The organism is Zoogloea sp. GW822-FHT05C07, from assembly GCF_058800215.1.
On the sequence record NZ_CM179510.1, the window covers coordinates 3537224 to 3552827 of the forward strand.

A 15604-nucleotide genomic window follows, 5' to 3' on the forward strand; every position below is an offset into this window, starting at 1 on the left:
CAGGTCTTATTTGATTTTGATTTGAACCAGTCCCTCGTCGAGGGAAGGAAGCAAGCTTTCCTTCGGGCGCGGGTATCTTTTATTACGCGGGGCCGTGGATATATGTCCTGTAAATCAGGATGAATCGGGCCGTTGCGATGGATTGAATACTAATCCCTATGCTGGGTAAGGCAATTTCAAATTAGCCTCAGTCCCATAAGTTTTTGATATTTGGTGCGTGATTCTGGCGTCGTGGAGGGTGTTGTTGCGAGGCCGCCGGGAGGCTGCAGCTCAGGCTTCGGTGTAGTGCGCGGCGACGGCGCGGAGGCGCTGCAGGAAGGCGAGCTGGACTTCGGTCGGGCGCCAGTTGCGCCGGAAGGTGAGGCCAATCTCGCGCAGATCGTCGATTTCGAAGTCGAGAATCGTCAGATGGCCGACATCCACCTCGAATTGCACCTGCTGACGGGAGATCAGCGTCAGGCGGTCGCTGCCCTTGAGGAGGCCGCGGATCAGGATCTGGGAGCTCGATTCGATGAGGCCGTGGCGGGGATGGTCGGCCTGTGGTGCCATCAGGCGCTCGAAACGGTCGCGGGTCGGCGTTGCTTCCGGCGGCACCACCCACGGGTAGGCGGCCAGGTCGTCGAGCAGGATGGGCTGCTTGCCTTCCAGCGGATGCCCCTTGCGGGCGGCGATGCACAGCGCCGCCGAGAACAGGGGCTCCTGTAGCACGTCGTCCACCGGCGCCGGAAAGCGCAGGGCGCCGACCAGGAAGTCCAGTTCGCCGTGGCGCAGGCTGTGCAGCAGGTCGGGGTAGGGGGATTCGACCAGTTTGACGTCCACCCGATCGTATTCGGTGCAGAAGCCGGTCAGGGTTTCCGGCATCACGAAGTGGCGCGCCAGCGGCATGCAGCCGACGACGACAGTGCCCGAGCCGAGTCCCGAGCAGGCCCGCACGTCGGCCAGCCCCTGATCGAGTTCGGCGAAGGCCAGCTTGAAGTGCTGCCACAGGACCTGGCCGGCGCGGGTCAGCAGGATGCCGCGGGTGGTCTTTTCGAACAGCGGCACGTCGAGCACGGCTTCGAGCTCCCGTGTAGAGCGGTGGATGGCCGGCTGGGAGGTGCCGATCAGGCGCGCCGCCAGCGTGAAGTTGTTGGTTGTGCCGACCGCCACGAAGGCGCGCAGCTGGGTCGTCGTCAGCCGCGGCAGGGCGTCCTTCGGGGCACGTGCGCCGCGCCCGCCGCCGATGCGCATCGCCTCGGCCAGGCCTTCTTCCATCAGCGACAGCGCGCGCCGCACGCGCAGCGCGTAGGCGCTGCCTGCTGCGGTCGGCGACACGCCGCTGCCGGCGCGCTCCAGCAGCGCGGCGTCGAGCATGGCTTCCAACTTGGCGATGGCCTGGGTGACCGCCGGCTGGGACAGGAAGACCGCATCCGCGGCCCGGCTGATGCTGCCGAGCCGTTCGGCTTCGCTGAAGGCGCGCAGGTGGCGCAGGTTCGGCTGGGTTTCGCCCATGGGATCCAGTGTCGGCCGCTCAGGCTGTGTGCGGGCGGTGAAGGAGAAAGGTGCCGTGACCGCCCTGTTCAAGGCCGGGCGAGCATACCGAGAGGCGGGCGGCGGCGTCCAGCCCGTGCCGCGGGTTTCGGGGCCGCCTGGCTTGTGGGAAGAGGGTGCGGTGTCCCGGCAAAAAAAGACGGCCGCCATCCGAGCCAGGATGGCGGCCGTGAGGGAGGAAAAGGGAATCGATACTGGGGCCTTGCCGGGGATCAGACGCTCGCCATATTGCGTTCGCTACGCCCGCCGCTGCCCTGGGTGGCAACTGCGCGAGCCCGCGCGACCGCATGCCTGGCGGCCCGGTAGCCGAATACCAGGCCTGGGCCGATGGTGATGCCCGGCGCCGTATACACCCCACCCATGATCGAATGCATGTCGTTGCCGACGGCGTAGAGGCCGCCGATGGGCTGCTCCGCGCCGTCCAGCACGCGGGCGTCCACATCTGCCGCGAGGCCGGTGGAGGCGCCGATGTCGCCGGGGTAGAGGCGCACCGCGTAGAACGGCGCCTCGGTCAGCGCACCGAGGTTGGGGTTGCGGCCGGGCCAGGTGGCGTCGCCGATGTTCTGCTGGTAGGCCGTTTCGCCGCGCCGGAAATCCGGATCGACGCCGCTCTCCGCGTAGGCCTTGATCTTGGCGACGCTGGCTTGCAGCCGCGCCGGATCGATGTCCAGCTTGCGGGCAAGTTCCTCGATGCTGTCGGCCTCGGTCAGGTAGCCGTCGGCGAGGAAGGGGCCGAGCCCGCTGCCGCCCGGCCGCACCATGCCGAGCCCGTACTTGCGCAGCGCGCGGGCATCGCAGATCAGGTAGGCCGGTACGTCTGCAGCCGCGTGGCCGTCCGCCAGGCTCTGCTGCATGCGCAGCGCGAACAGGTGGTAGGAGGTGCTCTCATTGACGAAGCGGTCGCCGGCCTGATTGACCGTCAGCATGCCCGGCTTGGCCCGGTCCATCACGAAATGCGGGAAGGCCGCGGTGCTGCCGTCCGCCCGCTTGCGCAGCGATACCGGTGCCCAGAAGGCGTTGGTGCCGTGGCTTGGGCCGTAGTGGGCGCCGAGCCCGCGGGCCAGCTCCTGGGCCTGGCCGGTGTGCCCCGGCGCGGCCGGGCACCAGCTCATGTCCACCTCGCCGAGCATCGCCTTGCGCAGTGCCGGATTGCGGTTGAAGCCGCCGCTGGCGAGGATCACGCCGCCCTTCACCTGCACGCGGCGCTGCTGCCCCTGCTGGGACAGGGTGATCGCCTCCACGCCGTCGGCACCGCGGTCGATGTCGGTCACCGCGGTGTTGAGCGCCAGGCTTACCTTGTCGTGTTGCGCGAGGGAATACAGCAGGCGGGCCACCAGCGCATTGCCCATCACCAGCCGTGTGCCGCGGGAATGGCCGAGGCGGTCGCGGGCGTGGCGCAGGATGATCTTCAGCGAGTGCCGGAAGGACGCCAGCGACTGGGTCATGCCGAGCAGGTGGTTGATGTCGTTGCGGTCCACCATCATGCCGCCGAGCACCGTGAATTCCGGGATCGGCGGGCGGATCAGCGCGAACAGTTCACCGAGCAGGCGTCCGTCGAAGGGCATCGGCTCCAGCGCCCGGCCGGTCAGCGTCGAGCCGGCCAGGTCGGAGATGTAGTCCGGGTGCTTGGCGTAGGGGCGGTACTGGACTTCCGACTGAGACTCTATATAGCGCACCGCCTCCGGGCCGGTTTCCAGGAAGGCCTTGCGCAGGGCGGCCGGGCTGCGCTCGCCGACCGCGTTGTCCAGGTAGTGGGCGGCGTCGGCCAGCGTGTCCGTCGGATTGACCTTGGCGGAATGGTGGGTGCCGGGCACCCAGGTGGTGCCGGCGGACAGGGCGGTGGTGCCGCCGACGTAGCCGGTGTGTTCCACCAGCAGCACGCGGGCGCCCTCGATGGCGGCGACCAGTGCCGCCGACAGGCCGGCGCCGCCGGCGCCGATCACCACCACCTCGTAACTTTGCGGCTCGGCCAGGTCGGCGAGCCGTGTGATGAGTTGCATGTCACTCACCCAGCAGGAAGTCGACCATCAGGTCGCAGACCCGGCCGAACATGTCGGCTCCGGTGGAGGTGCCGCAGCCGAGGGCCCGGGCGGCGGCGATCAGCGGGGTGATCGCCGGGGCGGTGATCACGCAGCCGACGAAGGTCTGCGGCGTCAGCTTGCTGACGTCGAGGGGGTAGGGATCGCCTTCCTTCATGCCGACCGGAGTCGCGTTGATCACGATGTCGAAGCCGCTCGGGTCGGGGCTGCCGTGGCTGACCGGGCATTGGCCGAGGCTGGCGAGGCGGTCCACCAGCGTCGTGCGACGGGTGGTGTCTTCATCGTGGATCGCCAGCGCGCTGACGCCGGCTACCACCAGTGCGTGGGCAATCGCCGAACCGGCGCCGCCGGCGCCCACCAGCAGCGCCTTCTTGCCCTTCGGCTCGCAGCCCCGATCGCGCAGCGCGGACACGTAGCCGAGGCCGTCGAACATGTCGCCGTGCCAGCTGCCGTCCGGGTTGCGGCGCATCACATTGACCGTGTGCAGGAAGGCGGCCCGCTCGGAGGTCGTTGCGCACAGGTCGAAGCAGGCGAACTTGTGCGGCACGGTGACGATGATTCCGTCCACGTTCTGGGCCAGGGACACGCCGTCCAGCCAGGCCGCCAGCTTGGCGGGCGCCACGTGGGCGGGCATCACGTAGGCGTTGCGGTCATGGGCGTGAAAGGCCTGGGTGACGCCGGCCGGCGACTTCACCTGGGCGATCGGGTCGCCGACGATGAAGTGAACGCGGGTGGCTCCGTTGAGGGGCTGCGACATGGTTTTGTCTCCGTTGTGGGTGTCAGGAGATTCCATTCTACAAAAAATGGAACAAGATTCCACTATTGAATCTAGTTCTGTTTTATCTATAATTCGATCGTCCGCCCGCCATGGGGTTGCAGGTCCCGGATAAATCCGGCAGGTAAGAGCCTGGCAAACCCAACCCCATCGCGCCGCGCCGTGCGGCGCTGTTACTAGAACTGGAGCAATCATGAGCGGAGTACTCGAACGAACCCTGGGCATCCTGGAACTGCTGGCCCGTCACGCGCACGGCCTCGAACTGGCCACCATCGCCGACCAGCTCAATATTCCGCGCAGCGGCGCCCACCGCCTGCTCACCGATCTCGCCCGCTGCGGCTATGTGCGCCAGGTGCGCGAGCAGGGCGATTACGTGCTCACCACCAAGCTGGTGTCCCTCGGCCTGAGCTACCTCGGCCACTCCGGCATCGTCGATATCGCCCAGCCGCTCCTCGATCAGCTGGCCGGCGTGTCGGGTGAGCTGGTCCGCCTGTCGGTGGTTGACGGCGACCGCCTGACCTGGGTGGCCCGTGCCCAGGGCGCCCGCCAGGGCCTGCGCTACGACCCGGAGATGGGCAGCGACGCGCGCCTGAGCTGTTCCGCGTCGGGCCTCGCGTGGTTGTCCACGCTCAGCGACGAGCAGGCGCTGGCACTGGTGTCCCAGCAGGGCATCGGCCAGCCCGCCGACTTCGGCCCGAACGCGCCGGCCACCGTGCAGGCCGTGCTCGACGGCATCAAGGAGACGCGTCGGCGCGGCTACAGCGTGACGCTGGAAACCTACACCCCGGGCCTCAACTCGATGGCCGCGCCGGTGCGCCTGCGCGACCAGGCGGCCATCGGCGTGATCTCCATCGCCGGGCCGACGGTGCGCTTCAGCGAGGACAAGATGCACACGCTGGCCGACGAGCTGATCGCCACCGCCGGGCAGATGGCCGCCGCCAGCGGCGCCTCGCCTTTCTTCAACATGGCGCGCCGTTCCAGCGCCCAACCCATATACGCACCATGATCCAAACCGATCTGCTGGTCATCGGCTCCGGCGCCGGCGGCCTGTCCGCGGCCGTCACCGCCGCCCACCTGGGCCTGCGCGTGCTGGTCGCCGAGAAGGACGCCCAATACGGCGGCACCACCGCCTGGTCCGGCGGCTGGATGTGGATTCCGCGCAATCCGCTGGCCGTCGAGGCGGGCATCGTCGAAGACATCGAGACGCCGCTGTCCTACCTGCGCCACGAGCTGGGCGACCAGTTCGACGAAGCGCGGGCGCGCACCTACCTCGAACACGGGCCGCGCATGGTGGACTTCTTCCGCCGCAACACCGCGCTGCAGTTCATCGACGGCAATGCCGTCCCGGACTTCCACGGCAACACGCCCGACGCGGCGCTCGGTGGGCGTTCCCTGTGCGCGGCGCCCTTCGACGGCCGCCGCCTCGGCCGGCAGATCGACCGACTCAAACCGCCGCTGCGCGAAACCACCCTGTGGGGCATGGGCATTGCGTCGGGGGCTGAACTCCGGCATTTCATGAACGCCGTGCGCAATGTGACGTCCTTCCGCTACGTGGCCGGCAAGGTGCTCGCCTACTGGCGCGACCAGCTGCAGCACGGCCGTGGCATGCGCCTCGTCAATGGCAACGCGCTGGTTGCCGGGCTCGCCGCGTCGGCCTTCGAGCGTGGCGTCGAGATCCGCACCGACAGCCCGGCCCGCCGCCTGCTGGTGGAGGACGGGCGCGTCGTCGGCGCGGTGCTCGGCGGACCGGACGGCGACGTGGAAGTCCGCGCCAGCCGCGGCGTGGTGCTGGCCTGCGGTGGCTTTCCCTTCGACGTGGAGCGCAAGAAAGCCTGGCTGCCCCACGCACCGAGCGGCCGCGAACACTGGTCGGCGGCCTCCCGCGGCAACACCGGCGACGGCCTGCGCATGGGCGAGGCCATCGGTGCCGCGCTGAACGGCAAGCTGGCCCAGGCCGCGGCGCTCGCGCCGGTGTCGCTGGTGCCCCGCGCCGACGGCAGCTTCGCGCACTTCCCGCACCTCATCGAGCGGGCCAAACCGGGCCTCATCGCGGTGACGGCGGAGGGCAAGCGCTTCACCAACGAAGCCGACTCCTACCACGACTTCGTGCGCGGCATGCTCGCCGCCGTGCCGGCCGGCCGATCCGTCGAAGCCTGGCTGGTCTGCGACCACACCTTCATCCGCCGCTACGGCCTGGGAGCCGTCAAGCCGGCGCCGATGCCGCTCGGCCGCATGATCGACAACGGCTACCTGAAGCGCGGCGCCACGCCGGCCGAGCTGGCCCGCCAGTGCGGCATCGACCCCGACGCGCTGGTGCAGACGCTGCAGCGCTACGGGCAGATGGCACGCGCCGGCCGCGACGAAGATTTCGCCAAGGGCGAAACCCCCTACAACCGCGTGCAGGGCGACGCCGCCTCCGGCCTGCCCAACCCCTGCATGGCGCCGCTGGAGCAGGGCCCGTTCTACGCGGTGAAGATCGTCCCCGGCAGCCTCGGCACCTTCGACGGCCTGTGCGTCGATGCCCAGGCGCGCGTGCTCGACGGTCACGGCCAGCCGATTGCCGGCCTCTACGCCGGCGGCAACGACATGGCCAGCATGATGGGCGGCCACTACCCGAGCGGTGGCATCACCCTTGGCCCGGCCATGACCTTCGGCTACCTCGCCGCCCACCACGCCGCCGGCCAGACCCTGCTTGCGGACCTCGCGCCGGCATCCCGGATTCAACCCAGCTACGTTTGAAACCCCCAAAGGAAGACCCCATGTTCTACGAACTTTCCACGATGACCCTGCCGTTCGGCACCGCCGCCCAGGCCGCCGCCAATGTGCAGGCCTTCGCCACCGCCCCCGAAGCCCGCGGCGAGCTGCTCGCCTGCTGGTTCACCGACATCGGCACGCTGAACCAGATGATCGTGCTGCGCGGCTTCGACGACCTCGCCACGCTGCAGGCCGAGCGCGAGCGTACCCAGCTCAGCGCCAGCCCCTTCGGCTGCGGCGAGATCTTCCAGAACCTGGAGCAGCACAGCTACCAGGGCTTCCCGTGGATGAAGCCGGTGCGCCCGTCAGCCGAATCCGGCATCCGCGGCCCGGTGTATGAGATCCGCACCTACGGCATCAAGCCGGGCGGCGTGCAGGCCACCATCGACCTGTGGGAACAGGCCGTGCCGGCCCGCGAAGAAATCTCCCCCTGCGTGGTGGCGATGGTGGCCCTCGACGGCCCGCTGCGCTTCACCAACATCTGGGCCTACCCGACCGTCGACGCCCGCGGCAAGGCCCGCGCCGACGCCGTCGCCAAGGGCATCTGGCCCCCGAAGGGCGGCCCGGCCCACCTGACCACCTCGATGGTCTCCACCATCGCGCTGCCGACCGCCGTCTCTCCGCTGCAGTGAGCGTGCCATGGAGCGTTCTTTCTCCCTTGCCTACCTGACGTCCAACACCCTGACGCCGCCCGAGGCCATCCGCCTCGCGGCGGAGCTGGGCTACGGCTTCGTCGGCCTGCGCCTGCTGCCCAACATGGCCGGCGCACCGCAGCAGTTCATGATCGGCCTGCCCGACGTGCTGCGCGAAACCCTGGCCGCGACCAAGGAAACCGGCGTCAGCGTGTTCGACCTGGAAATCATCCGCCTGACGGACGACTTCGAGCTCGGGCATTGTCTACCCTTGATAGAGATCGGTGCGGAACTGGGCGCCAAGGCGCTGCTTGTGGCCGGCGACGATGCCGAGCCCGGCCGCCTCGCCGCCAACTACGCAAAGGTGTGCGAAGCGGCGCACCGGCACGGGATGACCGCCGACCTGGAGTTCATGCCCTGGACGGCGGTGCCCGACGCGCGGGCCGCGCTGGGGGTCGTAGACGCGGCGGGGCGCCCGGCTGGCGCCGGCATCCTGGTCGATGCGCTGCACGTGGCCCGGTCCACCACGACGAACGACGATCTGCGGGCCTTGCCGCGGGAGTTGCTGCACTACGCGCAGATCTGCGACGCCCCTACCGGGCTCACGCTGACGGTGGAAGACATGATCCATGCGGCGCGCTGCGAGCGCCTGTTGCCGGGGGAAGGCGGCATCGATCTGCGCAGCCTGTTCGCGGCGCTGCCCGCCGACCTGCCGGTCAGTGTGGAGGTGCCGCACATGGTCCGGATGGCCGAGGTCGGGCAGGTCGAATGGGCGCGTCAGGCCCTTGCCGCGGCGCGTCAGGTGATCGATCCCCGGTCCTGATCGATGCTGCATTGCAGCACCGCGAGTGCCGGTGGACGGAGAGGAGGAAAGGCTCATCGAGCCTAACGTGGTGCGCGATTATCGAACAAGTTGAGACGGCAATCGCGCATCACCCGCATCGACCCAGTTAATTCGGACATCGCTATCGTTAATCTAGCCTCACTTCGACGGCTGCAGAGGCAGCACCACCTGAACGATCCGAATTGCTGCAACACACAAAAAATAGTGGAGACAACCATGAGTAGTCCTAGCGAACAGAAGCAACATGGGACCCAGCAGACCAAGAAGGCCACCGCCAGTGGCTGGATCGGTTCCGTGCTGGAGTATTACGACTTCTTCATCTACGCGACCGCTGCGTCGCTGATCTTTCCGCAAGTCTTTTTCCCCCAGGGCGACCCCCAGATCGCCATCGTCGCGTCCCTCGCCACCTACGGCGTCGGCTACGTGGCCCGTCCCATCGGCGCTTTCGTGCTCGGCCACTGGGGCGACACCCACGGCCGCAAGCAGGTGCTGTTGATCTGTATGTTCCTGATGGGCATCTCCACCATGGCCGTCGGCCTGCTGCCGACCTATGACCAGGTTGGCCTGCTGGCCCCGACGCTGCTGGTCGTGCTGCGCCTGATCCAGGGCTTCGCGGTGGCCGGTGAAATCTCCGGCGCCAGCTCGATGATCCTCGAACACGCGCCCTTCGGCCGTCGCGGCTTCTACGCCAGCTTCACGCTGCAGGGTGTGCAGGCCGGCCAGATCCTCGCCGCCGCCGTGTTCCTGCCGCTGGCCTACTTCATGCCGACTGAAGCCTTCAACAGCTGGGGCTGGCGCATTCCCTTCCTGATGAGCTTCGTCGTCATCATCGCCGGCTACATCATCCGCCGCGAAGTCGATGAAACCCCGGCTTTCGCCCAGGAAACCAAGAAGGGCGAGGTTCCGAAGGCCCCCGTTATCCAGGCCATCCGCGAGAACTGGCGCGACATGCTGCGCGTGATGTGCGCGTCCCTGATGAACGTGATCCCGGTTGTCGCCACCATCTTCGGTGCCGCCTACGCGGTGCAGCCCGGCTACGGCATCGGCTTCAGCAAGGATGTCTATCTGTGGATCCCGGTGCTCGGCAACTGCCTCGCCGTGCTGGTGATCCCCATCGTCGGCAACCTGTCCGACAAGATCGGCCGCCGTCCGCTGATCATCGGCGGCTCCCTCGGCGCCGGCCTGCTGTCCTTCGGCTACCTGTACGCCATCAGCATCCATAACGTGCCGCTGGCCATCGTCATGTCCCTGCTGATGTGGGGCCTGGTATACCAGGGCTACAACGCGATCTTCCCGAGCTTCTACCCGGAAATGTTCCCGACCCGCACCCGCGTTTCGGCGATGGCCATCTCCCAGAACATCGGCACCATGATCACTGCGATGCTGCCGGCCCTGTTCGCCACCGTGGCGCCCCCGGGCTCCACCAACATCCCGATGACCGTCGGCTCCATCGCGCTCGGCGTCACCGTCATCGCCGCCATCGCCGTCTGGACGGCCCGCGAAACCTACCGTGTCCGCATGCACGACCTGGGCAACCGCGACGCCACCCCGGTGCCGAAGGCCGAGTACGACGAACTGCGTGAGAAGGCCTTCGCCGAAGCGCGCAAGACCTCCTGGATCTCCGCGTTTTCCATGAAGCACTAAGCCGCACGCGAATCACCCAGGCAAGGCCGTGAAACGGCCACCGGACATCCTTCCGGTGGCCGTTTTCCATTAGAGCCGCAAAACAGTAGGAGGGAACCCAACCATGAAGCTTTCACGACGCCTCGGCCTCATTGTCGCCAGCGCGATCCTGGGGCTGATCGTGGTGGCCGGCGTGGCGCTGACCACGCTGCGCACCACCATGCTCGACGAACGGCGGAACGAACTGCGCACCGTGCTGATCCTCGCCACCCAGACCGTGGCCCGCTACCAGGCGCTGGAGCAGGCCGGCACGCTGAGCCACGCTGACGCCCAGGCCCGCGCCATCGAGGCATTGGCCGCCATGCGCGACGGCAAGGCCAAGTACGTATGGGCGCGCACCACCGACGGCCTCGGCCTGGTGCTGCCCAACATGAAGGACACCGGCAAGATCGACCTCGGCAAGACGCTGCCCGACGGCCGCCGCGATTTCCAGCGCTACCTCGACGCCCTCAACGGCAACGAGTTCGGCTACGCGGAAATCCTCGTCAAGAAACCCGGCACCGACGTGGAGCTGCCCAAGATCAACGGCGTCACCAAGATCCAGGGCTGGAACTGGGTCGTCGGCTACGGCGCGTGGGTGGACGACATCGACAACGCCTTCTGGCGCCTCGCCTGGCGCTTCATCGGCCTCGGCGTCGTGGTGCTGATCGTCGTCGCCGTGCTGGCTGGCCTGATGGCGCGCAGCATCTACCGGCGGATTGGCGGCGAACCCGACTACGCCGCCCAGGTCGCGCGGGAGATTGCCGCCGGCAACCTCGGCCAGCACCTGGTGGCCGAGCAGGGCAGCGACAGCCTGCTGGCCTCCGTCGCCCACATGCAGACCAGCCTGCGCGAGATGATCGACGGCATCCAGCGCGGTGCAACGCTGCTCGGCCACATCTCCTCCAGCCTCAGCCGCCAGATGACGCGCATCGACGAGGCCAGCCAGCTGTCGTCCGACGCCACCTCATCCACCGCCGCCGCCATTGAGGAGCTGTCGGTCAGCATCGACCACATCTCCGGCAGCGCGCGGGAAACCGAAGACAACTCCGTGCACTCCAGCCAGGTGGCCAGGGACGGCGAGCAGATGGTCCAGCGCGCCGCCGATACCATCCAGGGCGTGTCCCAGCAGGTCAGCCAGGCTGCCCGCCTCATCGAAGGCCTGCTCGACCGCTCCTCGCAGATCGGCGGCATCGCCAGCGTCATCAAGGAGATCGCCGACCAGACCAACCTGCTCGCCCTCAACGCCGCCATCGAAGCCGCGCGGGCCGGCGAACAGGGGCGCGGCTTCGCCGTCGTTGCCGACGAAGTGCGCAAGCTCGCCGAACGCACCACCAGCGCCACTGGCCAGATCACCACCATGGTCGCCGCCGTGCAGTCCGACACCGGCTCCGTCGTCGGCAGCATGCAGGCCATCACCCCGCTGGTCGGCCGCGGCGTCGACATGGCCACCGCCGCCGCCGCCTCCCTGCGTGAGATCAGCGCCGGCGCCGAAGCCACCGTCGCCAAGGTGCGCGACGTGGCCAGCGCCACCGCCGAACAAAGCCAGGCCGGCACCAGCGTCGCCCAGCACGTCGAACGCATCGCCCGCATGGCCGAAGAGTCCGCCGCATCGGTACGGGCCGCGGACGAAGACGTGAAGCGGCTGGAAACCCTGGCCAGCGAACTGCGGGAGTCGGTGGCGCGCTTCCGGTTGTAAGGTCCTGCGCCCCATCCGTGCCACGCCCCTTAACGCTTTATGACACTTTCCCCAAAGTGTGCACAAGTACCGCAGTCCCGCTCTGCGCCGTCCTTCCCTGCAAAATTTCCGCGCTAATCTCTCCGGCCGGCCATGGCGGGCCGGAGAGACCCCGGACGAGAGAAGACGATGGCAGACGCGCAGACTTTCAATGGTATCGACAGGCTGGAACGCAGCGACGACTGGGGTGTGTACAAGACCCTGCTCGAATCGACCAAGGCGATTCCGTGGAAGATCAACTGGCAGACCAAGCAGTTCGACTACATCGGGCCGCAGATTGAAAGCCTGCTGGGCTGGCCCCGCGACAGCTGGCTGGGGGCGATGGACTGGATCGAGCGCATCCACGAGGAAGACCGGGAGCGCACCGCCAGTTTCTGCATCCGCCAGTCGGAGCAGGGCGCCGATCACGAAGCCGACTACCGGGCCCTGAAAGCCGACGGCAGCTATGTGTGGATCCGCGACGTGGTGCATGTGATCCGCGACGCGAATGGCGCGACCACCGACCTGGTCGGCTTCATGTTCGACATCACCGAGCGCAAGGAGATGGAAGACAAGGTCCTCCAGCTCAATCGCAAGCTCGAAGCCCTGGCCAAGCAGGACGAGCTGACCGGCATCGCCAACCGCCGCCTGTTCGAGCAGACCATCGCCGCTGAATGGGCGCGCGCCCGGCGCAGCGGGCAACCGCTGTCCCTGCTGATGTTCGACGTGGACTACTTCAAGAACTACAACGACCACTACGGCCACGTGCGCGGCGACGCCTGCCTGCAGCGCATCGCCGAGGCGATCAGCGCCATGCCCGTGCGTTCCAGCGATCTGTTCGCCCGCTACGGTGGCGAGGAGTTCACGCTGATCCTGCCCGAAACCCCGGCCGACGCCGCCCTGCAGATCGCCGAGAAATGCCGCGGCATCATCGCCGACCTTCAAGTCCCCCACGCCATGTCACCGGCCGGCATCGTCACCATCAGCGCCGGCCTCAGCACCATGGTGCCGGACGGCAGCGGCGACCACGTCGCCATGATCGAGCGCGCCGACGAAAAACTCTACCGGGCCAAGCGCAAGGGGCGGAACTGCGTGTGCGGGTGATGGCACTCGCCCTTCCGGTTTGAACTGTTGAAGCCCGGACCGCTTGGAGAGCGATGGGGCCGCGAGGTGTTGGCTGTACGGAACGAAAAACGCCGACGATCGAGCGGGCTTTACGCGTTGATAACGCGATCCCGCCCGAGGTGCTTGGCCTCATAGGCCGCTTGATCGGCCCGCCGAACAAACGTCTCTGCCGTGTCATCCGCTTTTAACTGGGTGACGCCGACGCTGAGCGTACTGCCATGGGCTACTGCGCCAGCTCCGCTGCCGTTGAATTGCCGCCACTCCTCAACCAATCGCGTTGCGGCGGCGTGCGCAGCGGCCGCATTGGTCTCCGGCAGGATGACGGCAAACTCATCACCGCCAAAACGAAACAGATGGTCGGCCTCGCGCTGCCATTGGCGCAGGTGTTCGGCAATCAGCCTCAGAACGCGGTCGCCTTCCTGATGCCCATGGGTATCGTTGATCTGCTTGAAGTAATCAATGTCAAAGACCATCAGCGACAGTGGATGGGCGTAGCGTGCGGCCCGCGAAATCTCATTGTCGAGCACCTCATGAAACCGGCGCGAATTGTAGAGCTGCGTCAGATCGTCGATCCAACTGAGCGCCTTGAAGCGCTCATTGCTCAAGTGCAGGGCCGCCTCGGCCTGCCGGCGCGCCGTCACATCCTGCAAGGTTTCGATCGCACCGATAGGCGTGCCATGCACGTCGCAGATGCGGGCGGCCGTGAAATACAGCCAGCGCCCTTCCTTGCCAAAGTGGGGAAAGAAGTCCTCGGCCTCATAGGTGCCGGGGATTGTTGAAGAAGGCCGGAACTTGCCGTGGTAGAGCGCATCGACCTGATTGTTCGCCGCGCCATCGAGGACCAGATCGGCCATGACCATCCGGTCGCAGGCGTAGAACGTCTTTCCCTGATCCTTGGTGCCTATGATGGCACGTGCAGATACGCCGGTCAGAACCTCACACGCCATATTCCAGTGAATCACCCGGTGCTCGCTATTGATCAGGAAGCACGCAACGGGAAACGCGTTCAGGACCGACGCCAGGATCTGCAGCATTTCCTCACTGCTGTGTTTGCTGTCAAAGCGTTCCGTTAGAAGAGAATGCAAAAGCATAGGGCGAATGAAGTCAGTACGGCGAATACCTGCGTGTAGCCGTGATTTTACCGTGCGGGGCGCGCTTTCAGAATTTCCCGTGATTGATTGACGTAAATGGATTTACACGCGCAGGAGAGTTGGAAATACATGCGCACGGCCATTGGATGCCGAATGCGCGCGAGGCAGGCCTGAATGCAAAACGTCTGGCGTTCCCGATGGGGACGCCAGACGTCAGGGCTTGCTACGGGTGCGGCAGGGTTAAGCCGATGCCGTCCCGGAATCCGTGCCGTTCCCGTTCTTCGGCACATCGGCTTCCGACACGTCCGCCTGCGGGCCGTTGGCGTTGGCCGCTTTGTTGGCAAGCTTCTCGCGACGCTTCTCTTCCTGCTTCTGCTTCTTGGCCAGATCTCGCTGGCGCTTTTCGAACTGGTAGTTTGGCTTCGCCACGAATGCTTCTCCTAAGGTCCCAATGGGCCGAATGAACGACGATCTTCAGCGCTGAAAGGCGGGCGTGCCCGACACCTTTTAACGGCGGGGCGTCCGTGGTGCGTGCGGCGTGCGGCCCTCGATGTGGCGGAAGGTGATCCGGCCCTTGCTCAGATCGTAAGGGGACATTTCGAGGGACACCTTGTCGCCGGCCAGCACGCGGATATGATTCTTGCGCATCTTGCCGCCGCTATAGGCCACCAGCATGTGTCCGTTGTCGAGGGTGACGCGAAAGCGCGAATCCGGCAGCACTTCCATCACAACACCTTGCATTTCAAGCAGGTCTTCCTTGGCCATAGTCGTTTCTCCAGGGGTAAATGAGGTCAAGCCCGAAAGAAACGGGGCTCAGGGGCAATGCTCGTGGGCTTGCTGATCGCGATGCAGGGCAGCAATGCGCGTGCCGGCGCAGAGCGCTTGAGCCTTGGCTCCGTGCTGATCTGGATCGATTGATTTACTGCTGAGTTTGCATGGAAATCCGGAAGAACCGATTCCACGCCTGCGCCGACCATCAGGCCGGCACAAGAGCTTGCAAGCGGCCGAGAGGATTCAGCCGCCTGGGATGATGCCGGGAAGATCAGGCGATCTGGATGTTGCTGGCCTGCTTGCCCTTCGGGCCGGTCGTCACGTCGAAGCTGACGCGCTGACCTTCCGCCAGGCTCTTGAAGCCTTGGGATTGAATCGCGGAAAAGTGGGCGAAGAGATCTTCACCACCGTCATCGGGCGTAATGAAGCCAAAACCCTTGGAATCGTTAAACCACTTGACAGTACCTGTTGCCATATCTTGAAGCTCCGAAAAATGATGGGGCATAGCCCCTGAGTGGGGCGAGATCGAGAAGGCCAGGTAAAAATGGGGGAATGCTGCCGCAGGACTGCGGATACTAGACCAACAAGATCACGACACAACTAGAAATCGCTCGGTCGAACCATACGCATTATCGAGCAACATTGCAACTAAATCTGAAAATAA

At 66.4% G+C, this 15604-nt stretch carries 14 protein-coding genes; 7 read left to right on the forward strand and 7 right to left on the reverse strand.

Annotated features, from left to right (window positions below; all coding sequences use genetic code 11):
• Positions 1-270: 270 nt before the first annotated feature.
• From AC3QL2_RS16415 to AC3QL2_RS16425, 3 genes are all read right to left on the reverse strand, one after another.
• Positions 271-1491: a LysR family transcriptional regulator gene (locus tag AC3QL2_RS16415; RefSeq protein ID WP_493236319.1), complete on the reverse strand. Its 1221-nt coding sequence runs from the start codon at positions 1489-1491 to the stop codon at positions 271-273.
• A gap of 251 nt (positions 1492-1742) precedes the next feature.
• Complete coding sequence (locus AC3QL2_RS16420) at positions 1743-3530, reverse strand: FAD-dependent oxidoreductase (protein WP_493236318.1); 1788 nt, start codon at positions 3528-3530, stop codon at positions 1743-1745.
• Between the two features lies 1 nt (position 3531).
• Positions 3532-4326 carry a shikimate dehydrogenase family protein gene (locus tag AC3QL2_RS16425; RefSeq protein WP_493236316.1) on the reverse strand — a complete coding sequence of 265 codons (795 nt, stop codon included), beginning with the start codon at positions 4324-4326 and terminating at the stop codon, positions 3532-3534.
• Between the two features lie 211 nt (positions 4327-4537).
• Between AC3QL2_RS16425 and AC3QL2_RS16430 the strand changes: the two genes are divergently transcribed.
• The 7 genes from AC3QL2_RS16430 to AC3QL2_RS16460 all read left to right on the forward strand — a co-directional run bounded on the left by AC3QL2_RS16430 (position 4538) and on the right by AC3QL2_RS16460 (position 13057).
• The gene (locus AC3QL2_RS16430) at positions 4538-5350 is read left to right on the forward strand and encodes an IclR family transcriptional regulator (protein ID WP_493236314.1); all 813 of its coding nucleotides are present in this window, start codon (positions 4538-4540) and stop codon (positions 5348-5350) included.
• Positions 5347-7083, forward strand: coding sequence for an FAD-dependent oxidoreductase (locus tag AC3QL2_RS16435; protein ID WP_493236313.1), 1737 nt, complete (start codon positions 5347-5349; stop codon positions 7081-7083). Before AC3QL2_RS16430 ends, AC3QL2_RS16435 begins: the two co-directional genes overlap by 4 nt.
• Positions 7084-7103: 20 nt before the next feature.
• Positions 7104-7730 (forward strand): NIPSNAP family protein, encoded by a 627-nt coding sequence (locus AC3QL2_RS16440; RefSeq protein WP_493236311.1) that lies wholly within the window; start codon positions 7104-7106, stop codon positions 7728-7730.
• A 7-nt stretch (positions 7731-7737) separates the two neighbouring features.
• Positions 7738-8553 carry a sugar phosphate isomerase/epimerase family protein gene (locus AC3QL2_RS16445; RefSeq protein ID WP_493236310.1) on the forward strand — a complete coding sequence of 272 codons (816 nt, stop codon included), beginning with the start codon at positions 7738-7740 and terminating at the stop codon, positions 8551-8553.
• A 237-nt stretch (positions 8554-8790) separates the two neighbouring features.
• A complete protein-coding gene (locus AC3QL2_RS16450) occupies positions 8791-10218 on the forward strand; it encodes an MFS transporter (protein WP_493236308.1) in 1428 nt (475 codons plus the stop codon).
• 103 nt (positions 10219-10321) lie between these two features.
• Positions 10322-11935 carry a methyl-accepting chemotaxis protein gene (locus AC3QL2_RS16455; protein WP_493236306.1) on the forward strand — a complete coding sequence of 538 codons (1614 nt, stop codon included), beginning with the start codon at positions 10322-10324 and terminating at the stop codon, positions 11933-11935.
• 168 nt (positions 11936-12103) lie between these two features.
• Positions 12104-13057, forward strand: a complete 954-nt coding sequence (locus AC3QL2_RS16460; protein ID WP_493236305.1) for a GGDEF domain-containing protein — start codon at positions 12104-12106, stop codon at positions 13055-13057.
• A 110-nt stretch (positions 13058-13167) separates the two neighbouring features.
• Here AC3QL2_RS16460 and AC3QL2_RS16465 read toward each other — a convergent pair whose 3' ends face one another.
• From AC3QL2_RS16465 to AC3QL2_RS16480, 4 genes are all read right to left on the reverse strand, one after another.
• Positions 13168-14112, reverse strand: a complete 945-nt coding sequence (locus tag AC3QL2_RS16465; protein ID WP_493236304.1) for a sensor domain-containing diguanylate cyclase — start codon at positions 14110-14112, stop codon at positions 13168-13170.
• Between the two features lie 297 nt (positions 14113-14409).
• Complete coding sequence (locus AC3QL2_RS16470; RefSeq protein ID WP_493236303.1) at positions 14410-14598, reverse strand: hypothetical protein; 189 nt, start codon at positions 14596-14598, stop codon at positions 14410-14412.
• Positions 14599-14676: 78 nt separating this feature from the next.
• The gene (gene infA, locus AC3QL2_RS16475; protein WP_493236302.1) at positions 14677-14934 is read right to left on the reverse strand and encodes a translation initiation factor IF-1; all 258 of its coding nucleotides are present in this window, start codon (positions 14932-14934) and stop codon (positions 14677-14679) included.
• A gap of 277 nt (positions 14935-15211) precedes the next feature.
• The gene (locus AC3QL2_RS16480; RefSeq protein ID WP_493236300.1) at positions 15212-15415 is read right to left on the reverse strand and encodes a cold-shock protein; all 204 of its coding nucleotides are present in this window, start codon (positions 15413-15415) and stop codon (positions 15212-15214) included.
• Positions 15416-15604 lie beyond the last annotated feature (189 nt).